The following is an 18657-nucleotide window of genomic DNA, read 5'->3' on the forward strand; positions in this document are numbered from 1 at the left end:
GCGTCTGATCGACATCCTGGCCCCGCTGGCCCTGGTCGTGCTGCTGCTGGCCGGCTGGGAGATCGCCTGCCGGGTGCTGGCCGTGCCGGTCTATCTGCTGCCGGCGCCCAGCGCCGTCGTGACCAGTCTGCTGGAGGACTGGCCGGCCCTGGCGGCTGCGGCCTGGACGACGCTGTCGATGGCGCTCACCGCCCTGGCCGCGGCCAGCGCCTGCGCCTGTACGCTGGCCCTGCTGGGTGGTTTGAGCCCCCTGATCGAGAAGGCCATCCAGCCGGTGGCCGTGACCATCCAGGTGACGCCGGTGATCGCCATCGCCCCGCTGGTGATGATCTGGACCGGCCTCGACCATCCTGAGCGGGCGATCATCGTGCTGGCCACCATCGTCGCCTTCTTCCCCATCTATTCCGGCGCCGCCACCGGCCTGCGGGCCGCCGACCCTGACCTCCAGCGCCTGTTCGACCTCTATGGGGCCGACCGCTGGCAGCGCCTCCTTCGCCTGCGCCTGCCGTCGGCCATCCCGGCCCTGGTCGAGGGACATAAGGTCGCAACCGCCCTGGCGGTGATCGGCGCGGTCGTCGCCGAGTTCGTGGCCGGCTCCGGCGGGGCCCAGGGCCTGGCCTGGCGGATTATCGAGTCGGCCAACCGGCTGCAGACCGCCCGGGTGTTCGCCGCCCTGGTCACCCTGGCGGTGATGGCGGCGCTGCTTTACGCCGCCGTCGACGTCCTGGAGCGCCGGATCCTCGCCTGGTGGCGCGGCCGTTAGGGGGGTCTTAAGCCGCGACCGGCACAGTCTGCGCACAACAACCTGCGGTCTGTCATGCGTTCGGGGCTTCTCCTTCTGCTGCTCGGTCTTCCCAGCGCCGCCCTGGCCGCTGAGGATCGCTATGGCCCGAGCCGCAGCCCGGCTATCGCCCCGATCGCCGCCGCCGTCGCCGCCCCGGCCCTCGCCGGCCGCGAGCCGACCGACTATCGCGGCCGCCTGCTGAGCTGGTCGGGCAAGCCGGCCGGCGCCGCGCAGGCCGTCGCCCCGATGCCGCCCCCGGCCCCCATCGCCCCGTCTCCTCTTGGCTCAGCGCCGCCGCAGGTCTTCGCCTCCCGCGGCCCCGAGCCGGCCCGCCTGCCGACCAGCCTCTACGACGCTCCGGCGCCAGTTCCGGCGGCGCCGGTCGCCCAGCCGCCACCGGCTCCGCTTCTGGCCGCGCCAGTACCGCCCGCCGCGGTTCCGCATGTGGCGGCGCCACGCGCCGCCTGGCCGCAGGCGGCCGCTGCCGTCCAGCCCAGCCTGCCGCCGCCGCCCAGCGCGCCGCCGGCCGCCGGCTCGCCCGCCTACGCCTACAGCCCGCCGCGCGCCTATTCGGTGGTCCGTGAGTGGGGCGGCACCCCCGACCGCATCCCCAGCCCGCCCAAGGCCGGGTCCTTCAGCGGCCGCGAGGTCGCCCTCGACCCCAACACCCTGGGCGCCGCCCAGCCGTCCGACCCGCCGCCCGAGGACGAGATGGACGAAGAACAGCCGCCCCAGAAGGCCAAGCAACCGTCGAAGGCCCGCAAATGAACGGCGAGTCCGGACGCCTGCGGCAACTGGTCGACCTGGCCCAGGAAGGCTCCAGCGAGCGGCGCCGCGAACTGCTGCGCGGCCTGACCGACGCCTTCTTCTCCCGCGACGCCCATGCGCCGGCCGAGATGGCCCTGTTCGACGAGGTGCTCGGCCAGCTGGCCAACGAGATGGAGGTCGCCGTCCGCGCGGAACTCTCCGGCCGCATCTCGGGCCGCCCGGACGCGCCGACCCGGTTGCTGCGCCGCCTGGCCAGTGACGAGATCGCCGTCGCAAGGCCGGTGCTGACCGGCGCGGCGCTGAGCGAGACCGACCTGATCGAAGTCGCCCGCTCGCGCGGCCAGGACCATCTGCAGGCCATCTCGCAGCGGCCCCGCCTGTCTTCCGCCCTGTCCGACGTCATCGTCGAGCGTGGCGATGAGGAGACCTTGAGCGTCCTGATCGGCAACGACGGCGCCGACCTGTCGCGCGAGGCGCAGGAGCGGCTGGTCGACAAGGCCAGCGACAGCCCGCGCCTGCAGGAGGGGCTGGTCAACCGCCGCAGCCTGCCGGTCGACCTGCTCAACGAGATATACTTCGTGGCCGAGGCCCGCATCCGCGAGCAGATCCTGGCGCGCAACGCCGCCATCGACCCGGCCGAACTGGAACGGGCCCTGGAGAGCGGCCGCAAGCAGCTGGCCGCCCAGGACGGCGCCCTGCCGGCCGACTACGCCCAGGCCGAGATCGACGTCCGGCGGATGAACGAGAAAAAGGAACTGGGGCCCCGCACCCTGGCGGCCTTGCTGCGCGGTCGTCAGACCACGCGGTTCCTCGTCGCCCTGTCGCTGCTGGCCAACGTCGATTTCCACACCGCCCGGCGCATCGTCGAGCGGCGCGAGCTGGACGCCCTGGCGGTGATCTGCAAGGCGGCCGGCTTCGAGCCCAGCCTGTTCCTGACCTTCGCGGTGCTGATCCTCGACAGCGACGGCGACGCCATGGCCAAGGCCCGCCAGTACGGCCAGCTCTACAATGATCTGCCGCTGGAGGTGGCCCAGCGCACCATCCGCTTCTGGCAACTGCGCCGGCGGACAGGGGATGTGGCCGCGGCGGCTTAGCCCTCAAGTTTCCGCTCATCCCGGCGAATGCCGGGACCCAGATTCACCCGAGTTGCTGGCTGATTGGGCATGATTTTCGCGCAAACCGGATGGGCCGATGGGTTCCATCTGGGTCCCGGCATTCGCCGGGATGAGCGGTAGAAATCAAGGCAGCTTCGACTTCACGTCCGGAAACTCCAGCACCACCAGCTTGCCCTTCACTGGCTTGCCGTCGACGTCGAGCGGGGCGGCGGTGAACTTGCGGGCGGTCCATTTGGCCGGACCGTCGTAGGCCTTGCGGGCGCCGGGCTCGGCGCAGGGGGTCAGCTTGCCGGTGACGGTGATGCGGCAGACCAGCCGCAGGGTCGGGGCGCCGCCCAAGGCCTTGGTCGGCCGCACGCGGCCGGTCCAGGTGAGGCGATCGCGCGAGATCAGGTCATAGGGCAGACCGTCAGCCGGGAAGCGGCCTGGGGCCGTCCAGACCACGGGGATGCGCACCAGCCGGCCGGCGACGGGGGCGCCGTCCGGGCCGACCGGCTTCATCTTGTAGAGGCGGGTCAGCTTCAGGCTGGGTTTCGCGAAGCCGGCCTCGGGGGCGCTGTCGCTGATCACTTCGCAGCGGTCCAGGTCGCCCATCATCGTGGCGCGGCAGATCATCGTCACCACGCCGCCCTTGCCGGTCTCGAAGGCGGAGACCGGATAGGCCTCGGTCAGGTCGGCCGCGGTCGGTTTGGCCACCCATTCCGGCCGGCCGAACTCGGGTTCGGGCGGGGCGGGCGGGGACGTTTCCTGAGCAGCCAGGACCAGGGCGAGCAGCGAAAGCAGCATGGTTTAAGCTTGTGACCGTTCCCGCAGCCGTTCAAGTCCCTGCGCGGCGAGGTCGCACAGAGACCGCAATCCCTGTTCGGAGAAGACCTCCAGGGCGGCGTCGTATGCCATGGCCGCATTGGCCAGTCGATGGTCGCCGCGGCCGGTGATCTCCACCCGCAGCTCATAGAGGCGGGCCAGGCCCAGCTGGGTCAGGGCCCAGGCGGTCGGGTCCAGGGCCGGCGAGCGGGCCGACAGGTCGGTGCGCATGGCGGCCTCGGCGGCGTCGAGCACGGCCAGGTCGCCGGTCAGTTCGGCCAGCCGGCCCAGGCAGTTGGCGCGGCCGGCGGCGACGGCGGCGTGCAGCGACAGGGCGGCTTCGCCGCGCAGGCCGAACACGGCGCGGTCGTAGCAGCGCAGGGCCTGGTCGAAGGCGCGCGGCGCGTCGGTGACCTCGCCGAGGGTCTGCAGGGCCTGGCCGAGTTGGGCCTGGATGCGGGTCCAGTCGAGCGGGCTATGGTCGCGCGGGATGGCTTCCAGCGCGTCGGTCAGCTGTTGCACCCCGTCGGCGGCGGCCCCGGCGTCGGCGGTCAGTTCGGCCAGCAGGGCGCGAGCCGAGCCGGCCTGGGCGGTGATGCGGGCGCTGAGCAGGGGCTCGTAATCTGGGTCCAGAGTCTTCTCGGCAAGGCTCAGCTCGCGCAGGGCGCAATCGATCAGCGGCTGGTCCTTCAGGCGGGCGCCGCAGCCGGCCAGGATGTCAGCCAGGACGGCCCGCTGCTCGGCGGCGGCCATGCGCAGGGCGACATTGCCTTTACCGGCCTGGTCAAGGCGGCGCAGCGGGGCCTCGAAACGGTTGGCGGCGGCCAGGGCGTCCTCGATCCCGCCGCCCGACAGCGCCCGGCGGCCGGCGACGCCGGCCAGGCCGCAGAGGGCCAGGGCGCCGGCCGGGCCGGGATCGGTCGAGACGGGGGTCAGGGTGGCGATGACGGCGGCTTCCAGGCCCTCGTCGCCGAACAGCTCCGCGCCCAGCAGGGCGCAGAAGGCCTGTTCGACCCGGGCCCGCGCCACGCCGGCCGGGCGACGGGTGGCTTCGAACTTCGTCGCGGCGGCCTCGGCGGCGGCGGCGGCCTTGCGCAGGGCGACTGCGTCGCCGGAGCGGCGGGCGACCTCGCGCCAGACCAGGGCGGCGTCCAGCTGGCGCATGGCTGGGTCGCGGGCGCTGATGCGGCCGGCCGCGACATCGGCGGCGCGGGCCTCGGCTTTCAGCAGGCGCAGGTCCAGCAGGTCCAGCAGCGCCGCGTCGCCGCCGGTCATCCCATCGCGGGGCGGGGCGGCGGGGCTCTCGAAAGCACGGCGCAGCTGGCGACCAAACTCGAACATGCGGAGCTCCGAAACCGTCCCGGACCGGAACAGTCCGGTGGGGGTCGTGTCGGTGCAGAGCAAAGCCCGATCCAGTCGCGTTTACAACTCGTTAACCATAAATTGCTCGCGTCGATCCCCAAGTTCCTCCTCCGGCGCGCAGCGACGGGGGAGGGGGACCGCCGCCGAAGGCGGTGGTGGAGGGGGCAGCGCCGGCGGCGCCGGCTGCCCTGAATGCAGCTGTGACAGCCGCGCCAGAACGCTCTTCAGCCCGACGGGCCGGCGCTGCCCCCTCCACCACCGGCCCTAAGTCGGGCCGGCGGTCCCCCTCCCCCGTGGGCTACGCCCCCGGAGGAGGAACTATCAATATGGAATTGGCTCGCTCGGCGCCGGCGGGGCGGTCGCGCCAGGCGGCGCCTGGCCCGGCGGTGGTTCCGCCACCGGGTCTGGCTCGCGCGTCAGGATTTCCAGTTCGCTGGCCGAGCGGGAGAAGTCGCTGCCCAGGCCCTCGTAGAAGCCGTTGCGGGGGTCGGGCTCGGTTTCCGGCTCGACGTCGGGCAGCAGCCAATCGAAGTCCCTGGCCTCGATGCCGGCGTGGGCGGCGACCATGTACTGGCGCCAGATGGTCGAGGGCATGCCGCCGCCGGCCACCCGCTCCATCGGCGTGTCGTCGTCGTTGCCGACCCAGACGCCGGTGACGATGTCGGGGGTGAAGCCGATGAACCAGGCGTCGCGGTAGTTCTGGCTGGTGCCGGTCTTGCCCGCCGCCGGACGGCCGAAGGCGGCCCGGGCGCCAGTGCCGCGCTCGACCACGCCCTTGAGCATCTTCACCATCATCGAGGCGTACTGGATGTCGTAGACCGGGGAACCGGGCCGCTGGCCGCGGTTGTAGACCGGCTCGCCGTCCTGGGTGGCGATGCTCTCGATGATGTAGGGCTGCACCCGCTGGCCGGCCTGCTGGAAGACCTGGAAGGCGCTGGTCAGTTCCAGCAGGTTCACTTCGTAGCTGCCCAGCGACACCGACAGGTCCGGCCGGGCCGGGATGGAGGTGAAGCCGAAGCGGCGGCTGATCTCGCCGATCGCCGGGCCGCCGACCTCCTGGCCGACCTTGACCGCCACGGTGTTGATCGACTTGGCCAGCGCCGTCTCGATGGTCACGGGCCCAGAGTAGTTGCCGCCGTAGTTCTCAGGGGCCCAGTCGCCGAACTTCACCGGCCCGTCGACCCGGATGTCCTTGGGCAGCAGGCCCTTTTCCAGAGCGGCGGCGTAGACGAAGGCCTTGAAGGTCGAGCCCGGCTGGCGCTTGGCCTGGACGGCGCGGTTGAAGGGGGCCACGTCGAAGTCGGTGCCGCCGATCATGGCGCGGATGGCCCCGTCGCTGCCGAGTGAGAGGAGGGCGGCCTGCTTGGCCTTGGCCTTGGCGCCGTCGGTGGCCAGGACCTTGCGCACGGTGTCGGCGCCGATCTTCTGGAGCTTACTGTCGATGGTCAGCCGGACGGTCAGGTCGGGGGCGTTGGCGCCGGCGATCTTCACCGCCTCGTTGGTGGCGTAGTCGAGGATGTAGCCGAGGTCGCCCTCGTCCTGCAGGGCCTTGGCCTGCAGTGTCGGCGGGTTGTCGAGCGCCTCCTGCTCCTGCTCGGCGGTGATCCAGCCCTCCTTGCGCATGCGGTCCAGCACCAGGTGCGAACGCTGCAGGGCCGCGCCCATGTTCTTGTTCAGGGCCAGGCGCGAGGGGGCCTTGGGCAGGCTGGCCAACAGGGCCGCCTCGGCGATGGTCAGCTGCGAGGCCGGCTTGCCGAAATAGCTGTGGCTGGCCCCGTCGATGCCGAAGGTGTTGGCCCCGAAATAGATGCGGTTGAGGTAGAGCTCGAGGATCTCGTCGCGGCTCAGCACCTTGTAGAGCCTCCGGGCCATGACCGCCTCATGCAGCTTGCGCTTGATGGTCTGCTCCGGCGTCAGGAACAGGCCCTTGGCCAGCTGCTGGGTGATGGTCGAGCCGCCCTGCACCGTGTGGCCGGCCCGCCAGTTGACGTACCCGGCGCGGGCGATGCCGTAGAGGTCCAGCGCCCCGTGCTGGTAGAAGCGCCGGTCCTCGGCGGCCAGGAATGCCTCCGGCACATGCTCCGGAAGCTGGGCCAGGGTGATGCGCTCGCCGTAGCGGGGGCCCCGGGTGGCGATCAGCGTCCCCTCGCGGTCGAGGAAGCGGATGCCGGGCGCGCGGTTGACGGCGAACAGGGCGGCCCGGTCGGGCAGCGGCGGCACGTCGGTCAGATACTTGCGCCAGATGTAGACGCCGCCGCCGATGGCGGTCGCCGCGCCGATCACGAACAGGACCGCCAGGGTGATCCACAGCCATTTCAGCCGCGCCAGTCCCGCCTTGAAACGCTCCCAGCCCTGGCCGTCGGAGACGATCTTCTCGCGTTTGGGCTTCTTTTCCTTGGGCGGCTTGGGGGCCTTGGCGGGCTTTTCCTTGCGGACCTTCTCGGGCTTTCTGGGCTTTTCCTTCCGCGGCTCCTGAGGCTCCTCGGGTTTCGAGTCCTCCGGCTCCGGCTGCGAATCCGGAAACTTGAACGGTTCGAGGGACCAATCGTCGGACACGCGTGAGGAAACCTTGGCGATTGAGGGTCTAGCGGTTTAGGACGCAAGGACCATGCCGCGCAAACCCTTCTGGGAATACAAGACTCTCGGCCAGATGACGGTGGCCGAATGGGAAAGCCTATGCGACGGCTGCGGCCTATGCTGCCTGGTTCGCTTCGAGGATGAAGTTTCCGGCGAAGTCATACCCACCCGCGTGCACTGCAAGCTGTTCGACAGCCAGGCCTGCAGCTGCACCGACTACGCCAACCGCCAGAAGCACGTCCCCGACTGCGTCAAACTGACACCCCACAATATCGAGCGGCTGCAGTGGATGCCGCCGTCCTGTGCGTATCGCCGGTTGCATGAGGGCCGGACGCTGCCGCAATGGCATCCCCTGGTCACCGGCGACCCGGAAAGCGTGCACAAGGCCGGAGTATCCATACGGGGACAGACAATAGGCGAAGAAACCCTCGAAGATCCGGAAGATGCGCTGGACTTCACCGCCTGGGACCTGATGTGCGATCGGGGCGACGAGGAGTATGATCCGTAACTCTCGCGAGTATTCGCGATCGGGTGTCAAAGCATAGCAACCCAAGTTGGGTAGCTGCGACCTTTTCGACCGATCACCGGTACGGGAATTTTAACCCTCTCCATCAATGTTCGCCCCCAACACGCGCACTCGGGGGGACCCATGAACAGCAGAAGCTTGGCCGCAATCGCGGCTGTCGCGTTCGTCGCCATCGCCGCCCCCGTCCTGGCCGGCGGCGACCAGATCCAGGTCCTGCTGCAGGACTACAAGCGTCCCACCTCCATCCCGGCCCCGGCCGACAACCCGATCACCCAGGCCAAGATCGACCTGGGCAAGGCGCTGTTCTTCGACCCCCGCCTGTCGGGCTCCGGCGCCATCTCCTGCGCCAGCTGCCACAACCCGGCGCTGGGCTGGGAAGACGGCCTGGCCAAGGGCGTCGGCCACAAGGGCGCGGAACTGGGCCGCCACACCCCGACCATCCTCAACACCGCCTGGGCCGAGCCGCTGTTCTGGGACGGCCGCGCCACCACGCTGGAGGAGCAGGCCAAGGGCCCGCTGCAATCCACCGCCGAGATGAACATGCCGCACGACGACGTGGTCAAGGCCATCCGCGGCATGCCCGGCTACCGCACCGCCTTCGCCGCCGCCTTCCCGGGCGAGCCGATCGACATCGACACCGTCGCCAAGGCCATCGCCACCTACGAGCGCACCGTGGTCTCGGCCGACGCGCCCTTCGACCGCTGGGCCAAGGGCGACGCCGCCGCCATTTCCGAGAGCGCCAAGCGCGGCTTCGTGCTGTTCAACACCACCGCCAAATGCTCGACCTGCCACACCGGCTGGCGGTTCACCGACGACGGCTTCCACGACATCGGCCTGGCCGGCGACGACATGGGCCGGGGCAAGATCATGCCCGGCCTGACCATCCTGGAGCGGGCCTTCAAGACCCCGACCCTGCGCAACATCGCCGAGCGCGCCCCCTACATGCACGACGGCTCGCAGCCGACGCTGGAGGCCGTCGTCGACCACTACGACAAGGGCTTCGTCCAACGCGCTTCGCTGTCGGACAGCATCAAGCCGCTGAACCTGTCGGCCCAGGACCGCGCCGACCTCGTCGCCTTCATGCGCACCCTGAGCAGCCAGGACGCGCCCGTTTCCCTGCCCAACCTGCCGTCCGCCGGAGAGCCCTCGCAATGAAGTCCCGCGTCACCCTTGGCCTGGCCATCGCCGCCGCCACCGCCCTGACGACCGCCGCCGCCTGGGCCGCCGGCGTGGTCAGCGTCGACCAGAAGGGGCTGGCCTTCAGCACCGCCTCCCTGACGGTGTCGAAGGGCTCCATCCTCAGCTTCAACAACAGCGACAACACCTCGCATAACATCCTGATCACCGGGGCGGGGGTGAACCTCAACAGCGGGCTGCAGCAGCCCGGCGTCTCCTTCAAGGCCCCGATGGTCAAGCCGGGGACCTACCAGGTCATGTGCGGCATCCATCCGAAGATGAAGATGTCCGTGACGGTCCAGTAGATGTCCGCGCCTGAGGTCCTGGAGGCCCGCCACCGTCATCCGCGCATCTTCCAGGCCCTGCACTGGGGCCTGGCCCTGCTGGTCGGCCTGCAGTTCGCGCTGATCGTGGTGCTGCGCCAGCTGGAGTCGCTGGAGTTCGGCCGGCTGGTCCTCAGCCTGCACCGCCAGTGCGGGGTGCTGATCCTCCTCCTGATCCTCACGCGCCTGGCCCTCGGCCTCTTCGTCCGCAGCCCCAGGACCCCCTACGCCTCGCCCTTCTGGCAGAGCGCCGCCGCCCATGCCGTCCACTGGGGCCTGATGGCCGCCCTGGCCGCCCAGCCGATCCTCGGCATGCTCTCGGCCTGGGCCCGCGGCGACCAGATCAGCGTTCTGGGCCTGATCCAGCTGCCGGTGCTGGTCCAGCTGAGCGAGCCGCAGGGCGTCATGATCGGCGGTTGGCACGCCACCCTGGCCTACGCCATGGTCGGGCTGCTCGGCGTCCACCTGGGCGCCGTCGCCTTCAACCACCTCTTCCGCAAGGCCCCGGTGCTGGAGCGCATGCTCCCCCCGCCGCCGGCCGACCGGCTGGTCAACCGCATCCCCCTGACCGTCCAGCTGGCCGCCTGCTGCGGCCTGATCCTGGTCATGACCCTGTCGGCCGGGGCCTACGGGGCCGAGCAGTACAAGGCCTTCAACAAGCTGCGCGCCACCTTCGACGAGACCGACGTCGCCGCCCTGGACGAGATGCGCGCCGCCCAACTGACCCTCAAGGGCCTCAGCGCCGATCCCTCGACCGCCGCCGACGCCGTCGCCACCGTCCAGGCCTTCGCGCCCCGGATGAGCGACCCCGCCGCCAAGGCCGCCGTCGCCGCCTCGGCCCAGGCGCTCGGCCAGCTGGCCGCCAACCCGGCCGCCCTCCCCCCTAGTGTTTTGGCAGAGGCGGAGACCCAGCTGCAGTCGGCCGTCGACAGCCAGTTCATGGTCGTCTTCCAGCGCCGGCTGGACATCGCCGAGATCGCCGCCAAGGGCCACGACATGATCGTGCTGACCCTGGCTCCGACCATCATCCTCAGCGCCATCCTCGCCTTCCTGCTGTCGCGCAGCATCCTGTCGGCCCTGGCCCACGCCCGCGGCGTGGTCCGCCGCGTCGAGGAGGACGCCGACAGTGTCGAGACCCTGCGGGTCGTCGGCCGCGGCGAGTTCGCGGTGCTGATGCGCGACATCCTGCGCATGCGCGAGGTCGTCGTCGCCCGCCAGGCCGACGCCCACGCCCAGCAGCTGGCCCAGCAGGCCGAGCTCGACCAGCTGTCCCGCGCCCAGCAGGATCGCGAGGCCGACACCGCCCGCCGCCTGGCCGCCGAGCAGACCGAGATCGTCGAGGTCCTGGCCGGCGGCCTGTCCGCCCTGGCCGGCGGCGACCTCAGCGCCCGCATCGGCCAGGCCTTCCCCGGCCAGTACGACCGGCTGCGCGCCGACTTCAACGCCACGGTGGCCAAGCTGGAGGCCACCGTCCGCACCATCGCCGCCGCCACCGGCGGCATCCACGACGGCTCGGCCGACATCGCCAGGGCCGCCGCCGACCTGTCGGGCCGCACCGAGGGCCAGGCCGCCCGGCTGGAGGAGACGGCCGCCGCCCTCGGCGACATCACCGCCACCGTCGAGCGCTCCGCCGCCGACGCCCAGCGCGCCGCCCAGGTGGTCCGCGCCACCCGGGCCGAGACCGACGAGTCCAACCAGTTGGTCGCCGACGCCGTCCGCGCCATGGGCGACATCGAGACCTCCTCGGACCAGATCGGCCAGATCATCGGGGTGATCGACGAGATCGCCTTCCAGACCAACCTTCTGGCCCTCAACGCCGGTATCGAGGCCGCCAGGGCCGGCGACGCCGGCCGCGGCTTCGCGGTGGTCGCCATGGAGGTCCGGGCCCTGGCCCAGCGGTCGGCCGACGCCGCCAAGGAGATCAAGGCCCTGATCGCCGCCTCCAGCCGGCACGTCGGAACCGGCGTCGACCTGGTCGGCCGGGCCGGCGAGGCGCTGGGCCGCATCGTCGAGCGGGTCGGCGAGATCGACCTGCTGGTCGCCGATATCGCCGACTCGGCCCGCGACCAGGCCGCCAACCTGGTGCAGATCAACGGCGCCGTCGGCCACATGGACGTCGCCGTGCAGCACAACGCCGCCATGGTCGAGGAAACCACCGCCGCCGCCTACGGCCTGGACGAGAACGTCGACACCCTGGGCGGGCTGATCCGGCAGTTCTCGGTCGGGGAAGAGCAGGCAGGGCCGGAGCGCAAACGGGCCTGATTGCCTGCTGTCCCGGACGATTTCAAAGGCCTGACTGCGTCGGGGTGAAGTCCCCATGAAGCGGAGGTGAAGCCGCCCCTCAGCTTCGTGATTTCGCCTCTGGGCGCCCTTCTCCCCTCGTGGGAGAAGGTGGCGCGAAGCGCCGGATGAGGGGTCGATAGGTCTTTCAGCTGCGCAGAGGCGGTGGCGACAGGCCGTGTCGGAGGCCGGGGAGCCCCCTCATCCGCCCCCTCCGGGGGCACCTTCTCCCACGAGGGGAGAAGGGAGCCCAGAGGCGAACTCACAAACATCCCGTCACGGCGCCCTGCCTCCAGGGGGAAGGGAGAGGTAGCGGGCTTGTCGAAGCGGCGGGCCCATTGTCCCACGGCGGGCCGTGCGCAACCCCTTCAACGCAACCTCGCCGGGCGGCGCGCGTTAAGCTTTCACGCGAACCACCGTCCAGGCCCCCGCCGCCTGACCTCGCGATTTCCCGGCCATCGGCTTTCGCCCCGCGAGCCTCCGGTATGTCCGAAGGCCCGCCATGGCTGATCGATCCCATAGTCTCGAAGACATCGCCTTCAGCCTGACCCTGGCGGTGGTGACCGCTTCGCCCGCGCCCTTGCTGCTGCTGGACGGACGGCTGACCGTCGTCGCCGCCAGCCTCTCCTTCTGCGACGTGTTCGGCCTGGATCTGGCCGAGGTGGTCGGCCGGCCGCTCTATGCGCTGGACGCCGGCGACTGGGACAGTCCCGCCCTGCGCACCCTGATGGACGCCGCCGTGGCCGGCCAGGCGACCACCGAGGCCCGCGACATCGACCTCAAGCGGCCGCGCCAGCCCGTCCGCCACCTGATCATCCAGGCCCGGCGGCTGGTCTATCTGGACCTCGAGCAGACCCGTATCCTGATCGGGGTGACCGACGTCACCGACAGCATGGCCGACGCCGCCCAGCAGGAGGCCCTGCTGGCGGAGAACAGCGTGCTGCTCAGCGAGGTGCGCCACCGGGTGGCCAACAGCCTGCAGATCATCGCCAGCGTGCTGTTGCAGAACGCCCGCAAGACCAGCTCCGAGGAGACCCGCGGCAATCTCAAGGACGCCCACGGGCGGGTGATGGCCGTGGCCGCCCTGGAGCGGCTGCTGTCGACCTCGCAGGGCGGCGACGTCGATGTGCAGGTCTATTTCAGCAGCCTTTGCCAGAGCATCACCGCCTCGATGATCGGCGATCCCGACCAGATCACCCTGACCGTCGCGGGCGGCCATGGGATGGTCGAGGCCCGGGTCTCGGTCAGCCTGGGGCTGATCGTCACCGAACTGGTGATCAACGCGCTGAAGCATGCCTTTCCGTGCGGCGAGCGCGGCCGGATCGCGGTCGACTACGATTTCCATGGACCCAACTGGGTGCTCTGCGTGCAGGACGACGGGGTGGGCATGCCGCCCGGCCCGCCGGCGCGGACCGGCATGGGGGCCAGCATCGTCCAGGCCCTGGCCCAGCAGCTGGGCGCGACGGTCGAGATCACGCCGCGGCATCCCGGCACCCAGGTTTCGATCCACCGCACAGGCATCGCCCTGGCCGAGGACGATCCGGCGGCGGAAGAGGCGCGCGCCGGCGGGGCAAACCCCCAGCGATGAGCAGAGGAAAAAATCATGACCGCCCTTCCGACCGGCAAGCTGGGAAAGACCCTGATGATCGTCGAGGACGAGGCCGTGGTGGCGATGATCCTGCGCGATGAACTGGTCGAGGCCGGCTACGACGTCCTCGACCTGACCGAGCGCCACGCCGAGGCGCTGGCGGTGGCCAGGGCGCGCAAGCCGGACCTGGCCCTGGTCAACATCCGCCTGGCCGGCCGCGACGACGGCATCGAACTGGCCGAGTATCTCAAGGACCTGGGCATCCCGGTGCTGCTGATCAGCGGCCAGATCAGCCGGGCCCGCTCAGCCCAGACGGTGGCCATCGCCTCCCTGCCCAAGCCCTACGACGCGGCCGACATGGTGCTGGCGGTCGGCTACCTGCTGGCGCGGCTGGCGGGAGAGCCGCCGCCGCCGATGCCGCAGGGGCTGGAGGTGTTTGACGAGGCCGGGTTCGGACTGGCGCCGACGGGGTAGGGCCAACCAGCATTCAACCCTTACCCCCCAATTTCCGCTCATCCCGGCGAATGCCGGGACCCATTTCATAGGGCTCAAGGTCAAGTGAACGTGCCCTTGGGCACGGCCATGATTGCCCCAGTCCGAACTTCACCGTGCCTGAAGGCACGAATCCTGGCCGACGGCGCTCCATGAAATGGGTCCCGGCATTCGCCGGGACGAGCGGACCCAAAGGAAACGGTGAATGCCGACTAGCCCCAAACCCTCGGGCCCGGCCCCTGCCACCACCGAGCACCCGGAAAAGTTGAGATATCCACGCCCCACATCGAACGATCATCCTCGCGACGCGTTTAACATCGCCGGCCCAGCGCCGGCCGTTCCCCCGCCGATCGCCCCCCGAACCCCGGGCGGAACGAAAAAGGCTCCCCGGCTTCGCGCCGGGGAGCCTTTTGACTGGGCGTCGCCGCCGGTGTCAGACGCGGCCGCGACGGAAGATCAGGTGGTAGATGAGCAGCACGACGACCGCGCCGATGACGGCGACCAGCAGGCTGTAGAGGTTGAAGCCGGTGATGCCGGCGCTGCCGAACTGGGCAAACAGCCAGCCGCCGACCACGGCCCCGACGACGCCGAGCACCAGGTCCATGACCAGGCCACTGCCGGACTTATTGACGATCTTGCTGCCGATGAAGCCGGCGACGATGCCGAGCACGATCCAGGCGAGAATGGACATGGGGGTTCTCCGAAGGTCGGCGATGGTCGCGAACCCGTGGGAGGGGAGCGGTTGGGGAGGGGGGATGGTTCCGGGAGGGGCGGTCGTGGGCCGGCGGCCTTGAACGGTTGATGCGTATCGGCCCGCTAAGCGGGCAGTCCCCATTCCGAACGAAACTGATGACGCCGCTCCACGCCGCATCGTTCGCAGCGGGAATCAACGGCCAAGGTAGAGTCGAGGCCTCGGACGTTCAGGAAGTTCAAGGTGGTCATAGAGCCCCGCGCGGGCGCGCTCGCGCTGAAGACGGTCTCTCTCAGCAACGCCGAAGCCAGCAACAGAGCGGCGCCCAAGGACACAAACCCGACAGAGAACTCGGCGCTGTGCTCAACCGCGACGGCCCTAAATTGTGCCTCTCCGGCGGAACCGCAATCTGCGTGGCCCAAGTCAAGGTAGTCGAGAACCGCCTCAAGATCGTCGACCTTGCCCTCCAGAAATTCCGCCCGCTGGGGCCGCGTCAGCGACTTCATGTGCCTTTCCAACAGTCGCAGACGTTCGCCGTCGGGCTCTGCGGGATTGTGGCAGCCAAGGCAGGCGTTGTCGGTCGCGAGATCATAAACGTTCGACTTCGCCGACAAGCCATTGGTGCTGCCGCCCACGATCAAACGGGGCCACAGCCCTTGAATGGTCTGTCGCGAAACGCCTTTGTCGACGCAGCTGGCAACAATATCGAATTGCCCATTCTCTTCGAGAAGCTGCAGGTCTGCCGGGAGATGGTCGTGACTTTCGCCTATGTACTTTGCGAGGGTGCCCTTGAAGGACCGGACCTCCAAGTTGGTCCCAGTGGCGAAGCGGTCAACGGCATCGACCTTTGGCTTCTGAATGTCGTCAAACCCAGCCAAGAAGCAGCGATTGAGGTTCGTATCGTCATGGGAGTCGTCATCGATGACCACCATGAGGCCTTGAACCGGTGCACTTCCGAGCACGTATGCTAGACCCTGACCAACTGCCCCTGCGCCGACTAGATAGAACGGCGGAAGTTGCGACCTCTCCAAGCGAGGACCTTGCCCAACTTCTTCCAATTCTTGTCCGCTCTGGCCGGTCCAAAGTGAATAGCTGACCTGTTCGAATTGACGGCCGCGCGTCGCCTTGCGCGCGCGTTTGAAGACCTCGCCGGCAAGCAGGCACGCGGCCAAGAAGGGCCCCAACGGGTTCGGGTCCGTCAGATCGACGGCCGGTCCCAAGGGCGCTAGGCGCGGGTTACCGATCCACGCGCGCCAGCCGCTCCCAATCGCGCAAATGGTGTCGTCAGAGGGGGCAGAAATAGGCTCGACACCGATGTGTAGCGTAACGTCCGCTGTCGTTCCGACGCCTTCTCGGGCGACGGGAATGTCTTGCTGAATCCAACACGCCATGCCGATAGTCGCGTCAACTAGGCCTTTGTGGTTAGCGTGAGGAAGGGCGATGGCCAGGGCCGCGTCGGCCCCGGACAGCGTGATCGAAGACACAGCGCCAACCTGGCGGCAAAGGAGATTGATCAGGCTTGTCACAAGGAGCTGGCCGGCAATGGTGTTTGCGGCTCGGTCCCCAACCACAACCCGGATCGCGATGGCGTGGGCGTCGTCGGAGAGTCCCGACGCTTGGCGCAGGTGGCGATCACCGATACTCATCGGCGGAAATCCTTCAAAAGAACGGGTTTGGCGGGCGCAAGGCGAAGGCGCCTCTCAGTTTGGCTGGCCGTCAGCATGTGCCAATAGCCATCCTGATGCTCATGGACGCCCCAATCCTGAAACGCGGCTTTCCGGCTGTAGCCATAGTTGGGGACAACCAGCGACAAGGCGCGTTTGCTGTTCGCCATTTCATCGTCATACAGCGAGTGCTCAACCCAGATTCCAGGGTGGCTATGAATTTGGGCGAGTGGCTTCCAGCCCGATTCCGCCAGGGAATCGACCATTTCGCTCATGGCGAACGCCGGAACGTCGTACCAACGCGGCTCCATACGTTGTTGGGGCGAGAAGATCGCTTCGACCTGACCGTCACCGTTAGCCTGCCGGACGCCGTACCAAAAGACGCTAGCTTCCCGTCTTCCAAAACGCCGGAGCAGACTCAGCGTGCCTTCGACGGCGTTAGTTGAGACCGTCAGACCCTGGCCGCCCCAGCGGTATGGACCAAGCGGGGGCGGTCGACCCTCAAATACCTCAGTCATTTTCTGGAAACCGTCCATGATAGTGGTTCGTCATCGCCCGCTCGATGGCCCGCACAGTCACAAGGAACGTGTCGGTGCTCCGCCATAGATGGTGGGCTTCATTGACCGGATGCAGGACGTCGTAGAACTCGAACGTCGCGGAGCAACAGACGAGTTGAAGCTGATGGCCCTCCGGATGCTTGTAGGCGGGGTGCATGTGCGCTTCCGGACTTTGGAGCATCGGCAAATGCTTCCGGTCCTTTGCGATATCGTACTTGTGGCTCTCGGGGTTCACGAACTGCGCCGAGGGCGGCCATTCCTGGCCAGTGCAGAAATACAGCTTGAGCAAATAGGCCTCGGTGCGACCTTCGTGGGTTCCCGCCATCGGAACCAAGAGGGTCGATTTGTTGGGCATCGACCAGCCAAGATCCGCTGGCGTTTCGACCCCTTCGACCGTCAGAACACGAGCCAAACTGGCGGCGAGAACGGCACGTCCCGCCGCCAAATCGATCGTCGGTCGAACGTTTGGCTGGGCCATACTAGGCGCCGCCGGTTCCGCTGGTGATCTCGAAGTGCTTGGTCTTCGTCAGGTCCTGCGCGAGGGCCTCCGCCAAGGTCAGCGTCAAGTACGGGGCGAGATCGGTCGCCGTCCGGTTGGGCCCGCCCCCTTCAACGGCTTGGAAGCCGTCGCGGGTATCATGGGCGACGGCCAGTTCTTCGTAGGCACGGTCCCAGATGGCCTTCAGGGTGGAATCCGTTTCCACCTTGAAGTTCACCCGCTCCACCTCGCCCACGTGGAGGACGTGGACCTCCGTCTCGTCCTTGGTCGGCTTCCCGCGCTCGATATCCTTGGTCATTTCCAGCTCCAGATAACTATCATCGTGATAGTTCATCCTGCTATCATCGTGATAGGTAAGATGCAAGTGCCACCTATCATGGTGATAGCTTTTTTGGGACGAGCTAGCGGCCGCAGCGATCTGAAACGCAAAAGGGGCTCCGCGCTTTGCGAAGCCCCTCTGCAAATAGTCAGGTTTGACTAACTAGGCGGCCGCTTTGGTTGGAGCTTTCTCCGACCAGGTATCGTCCAGCTGGAACTGCGCTTGAGCGGGAGCGACTTCGTCCATGCTGTCGAGCTCGGCCAGTTTGCCCGTCAGCAGCTCGCGGAGCGAATCCATCTCTTCATTCATCAGAGACGCCATGAATATCGCTCTGAGCAATTTCTCCGCAGTCCCAGGAATTTCGCACTCGCCCTTCTCCCAACGCGCGACAGATTGCGAGTTGTTGCCAAGCACTTTGGCTAAATCGGCCTGCGTCATCTCCATCGTGTTCCTGAGAAACCGTATCTCTTTGGGAGACAGGGCCTTCCGATGAGTAATCAGATGCCGCCCGATGGCTTTATGCAGTCCGTCCATGTCAACGACGGAAACATGTCGATCACCATCATGCTCCTCGATTGCATAACCGTTGAGGAGATAGATTCCGTCTAGACCGCATGCTCTATAGGCTAGCGGCTCATTTTGAACCGCTTCACCCTTTAGGTAGAAGCTGTCCTTCATCATCAGTCTTTCCATTCGATGCTTTTCAGTATTAGCCGCCCCGAGCTGAGGACGAGCGTCACCACGCCCGTCTCTCGGCTTCCCCGCATTGGCGCGACGACTTGACATAACCATTCTCCAACTTGCTTCCCCGACGTAGTGGTGCACGCCAAGTTGCCAGTTCTGAGGGCCCGCAGCACATCGAGCATCGAGAGCGCACGCTTTTCCAGTTGGTCTACGATCAGATCGGACCAAAGGGCGTCACTCGAATTCGCGGCTGCTGCCCGAATTTGGCGCAGCAGCTGCTCGGGCCGGAGCGTGAACTGGGCAACGACTTTGCCCGTGGTTGGTTGCACCATAGACCTATCATATTGATAGGTAGTAAACTCCGTCAAGCAATAAATGCGGCGAATTCGTCGGTTACGCCCGGGTAAGTTGCCTGCCTCATGCCAACGCATTTCCATTGCTGGGCGAA

At 68.1% G+C, this 18657-nt stretch carries 18 protein-coding genes; 9 read left to right on the forward strand and 9 right to left on the reverse strand.

Features of this window, described 5'->3' with window-relative positions:
* The first annotated feature begins 4 nt into the window (after positions 1-4).
* The 3 genes from AC1RSK_RS02715 to AC1RSK_RS02725 are packed head-to-tail and all read left to right on the forward strand — an operon-like array spanning position 5 to position 2646.
* Positions 5-763 (forward strand): ABC transporter permease, encoded by a 759-nt coding sequence (locus AC1RSK_RS02715; protein WP_492905391.1) that lies wholly within the window; start codon positions 5-7, stop codon positions 761-763.
* 54 nt (positions 764-817) lie between these two features.
* Positions 818-1552, forward strand: coding sequence for a hypothetical protein (locus AC1RSK_RS02720; RefSeq protein ID WP_492905288.1), 735 nt, complete (start codon positions 818-820; stop codon positions 1550-1552).
* The gene (locus AC1RSK_RS02725; RefSeq protein ID WP_492905289.1) at positions 1549-2646 is read left to right on the forward strand and encodes a DUF2336 domain-containing protein; all 1098 of its coding nucleotides are present in this window, start codon (positions 1549-1551) and stop codon (positions 2644-2646) included. The genes AC1RSK_RS02720 and AC1RSK_RS02725 overlap by 4 nt, the downstream gene beginning before the upstream one ends.
* A 144-nt stretch (positions 2647-2790) precedes the next feature.
* On the opposite strand, the gene AC1RSK_RS02730 is transcribed toward AC1RSK_RS02725, so the two are convergent.
* The 3 genes from AC1RSK_RS02730 to pbpC form a co-directional block, all read right to left on the reverse strand.
* Positions 2791-3453, reverse strand: a complete 663-nt coding sequence (locus AC1RSK_RS02730) for an energy transducer TonB (RefSeq protein WP_492905291.1) — start codon at positions 3451-3453, stop codon at positions 2791-2793.
* Between the two features lie 3 nt (positions 3454-3456).
* Positions 3457-4812 (reverse strand): hypothetical protein, encoded by a 1356-nt coding sequence (locus AC1RSK_RS02735; protein ID WP_492905292.1) that lies wholly within the window; start codon positions 4810-4812, stop codon positions 3457-3459.
* Positions 4813-5154: 342 nt separating this feature from the next.
* Positions 5155-7389 (reverse strand): multimodular transpeptidase-transglycosylase PbpC, encoded by a 2235-nt coding sequence (pbpC, locus tag AC1RSK_RS02740; protein ID WP_492905294.1) that lies wholly within the window; start codon positions 7387-7389, stop codon positions 5155-5157.
* Positions 7390-7441: 52 nt separating this feature from the next.
* On the opposite strand from pbpC, the gene AC1RSK_RS02745 reads away from it, so the two are divergent.
* The 6 genes from AC1RSK_RS02745 to AC1RSK_RS02770 all read left to right on the forward strand — a co-directional run bounded on the left by AC1RSK_RS02745 (position 7442) and on the right by AC1RSK_RS02770 (position 13777).
* Complete coding sequence (locus tag AC1RSK_RS02745; protein ID WP_492905295.1) at positions 7442-7918, forward strand: YcgN family cysteine cluster protein; 477 nt, start codon at positions 7442-7444, stop codon at positions 7916-7918.
* 141 nt (positions 7919-8059) lie between these two features.
* Positions 8060-9091 (forward strand): cytochrome-c peroxidase, encoded by a 1032-nt coding sequence (locus AC1RSK_RS02750; RefSeq protein WP_492905296.1) that lies wholly within the window; start codon positions 8060-8062, stop codon positions 9089-9091.
* Positions 9088-9417, forward strand: coding sequence for a cupredoxin domain-containing protein (locus tag AC1RSK_RS02755; protein ID WP_492905298.1), 330 nt, complete (start codon positions 9088-9090; stop codon positions 9415-9417). Before AC1RSK_RS02750 ends, AC1RSK_RS02755 begins: the two co-directional genes overlap by 4 nt.
* Positions 9418-11697 (forward strand): methyl-accepting chemotaxis protein, encoded by a 2280-nt coding sequence (locus AC1RSK_RS02760; RefSeq protein ID WP_492905300.1) that lies wholly within the window; start codon positions 9418-9420, stop codon positions 11695-11697.
* A 520-nt stretch (positions 11698-12217) separates the two neighbouring features.
* Positions 12218-13303 carry a sensor histidine kinase gene (locus AC1RSK_RS02765; protein ID WP_492905302.1) on the forward strand — a complete coding sequence of 362 codons (1086 nt, stop codon included), beginning with the start codon at positions 12218-12220 and terminating at the stop codon, positions 13301-13303.
* Positions 13304-13318: 15 nt separating this feature from the next.
* On the forward strand, positions 13319-13777 hold the full coding sequence (locus AC1RSK_RS02770) for a response regulator (protein WP_492905304.1): 459 nt from the start codon (positions 13319-13321) through the stop codon (positions 13775-13777).
* A 451-nt stretch (positions 13778-14228) separates the two neighbouring features.
* Here the strand turns inward: AC1RSK_RS02770 and AC1RSK_RS02775 are convergent, their stop codons facing one another.
* The 6 genes from AC1RSK_RS02775 to AC1RSK_RS02800 all read right to left on the reverse strand — a co-directional run bounded on the left by AC1RSK_RS02775 (position 14229) and on the right by AC1RSK_RS02800 (position 18206).
* Positions 14229-14486 carry a GlsB/YeaQ/YmgE family stress response membrane protein gene (locus tag AC1RSK_RS02775; RefSeq protein WP_492905306.1) on the reverse strand — a complete coding sequence of 86 codons (258 nt, stop codon included), beginning with the start codon at positions 14484-14486 and terminating at the stop codon, positions 14229-14231.
* A gap of 125 nt (positions 14487-14611) precedes the next feature.
* A complete protein-coding gene (locus AC1RSK_RS02780) occupies positions 14612-16132 on the reverse strand; it encodes a ThiF family adenylyltransferase (protein ID WP_492905308.1) in 1521 nt (506 codons plus the stop codon).
* Positions 16129-16686 (reverse strand): hypothetical protein, encoded by a 558-nt coding sequence (locus tag AC1RSK_RS02785; RefSeq protein WP_492905310.1) that lies wholly within the window; start codon positions 16684-16686, stop codon positions 16129-16131. Before AC1RSK_RS02785 ends, AC1RSK_RS02780 begins: the two co-directional genes overlap by 4 nt.
* Positions 16661-17185, reverse strand: coding sequence for a hypothetical protein (locus tag AC1RSK_RS02790; protein ID WP_492905312.1), 525 nt, complete (start codon positions 17183-17185; stop codon positions 16661-16663). The genes AC1RSK_RS02785 and AC1RSK_RS02790 overlap by 26 nt, the downstream gene beginning before the upstream one ends.
* A gap of 1 nt (position 17186) precedes the next feature.
* Positions 17187-17540 (reverse strand): hypothetical protein, encoded by a 354-nt coding sequence (locus AC1RSK_RS02795; protein WP_492905314.1) that lies wholly within the window; start codon positions 17538-17540, stop codon positions 17187-17189.
* Positions 17541-17687: 147 nt separating this feature from the next.
* The gene (locus AC1RSK_RS02800) at positions 17688-18206 is read right to left on the reverse strand and encodes a helix-turn-helix domain-containing protein (protein ID WP_492905316.1); all 519 of its coding nucleotides are present in this window, start codon (positions 18204-18206) and stop codon (positions 17688-17690) included.
* Between the last annotated feature and the right edge of the window lie 451 nt (positions 18207-18657).

This window comes from Caulobacter sp. GW821-FHT11A05 (assembly GCF_058809015.1).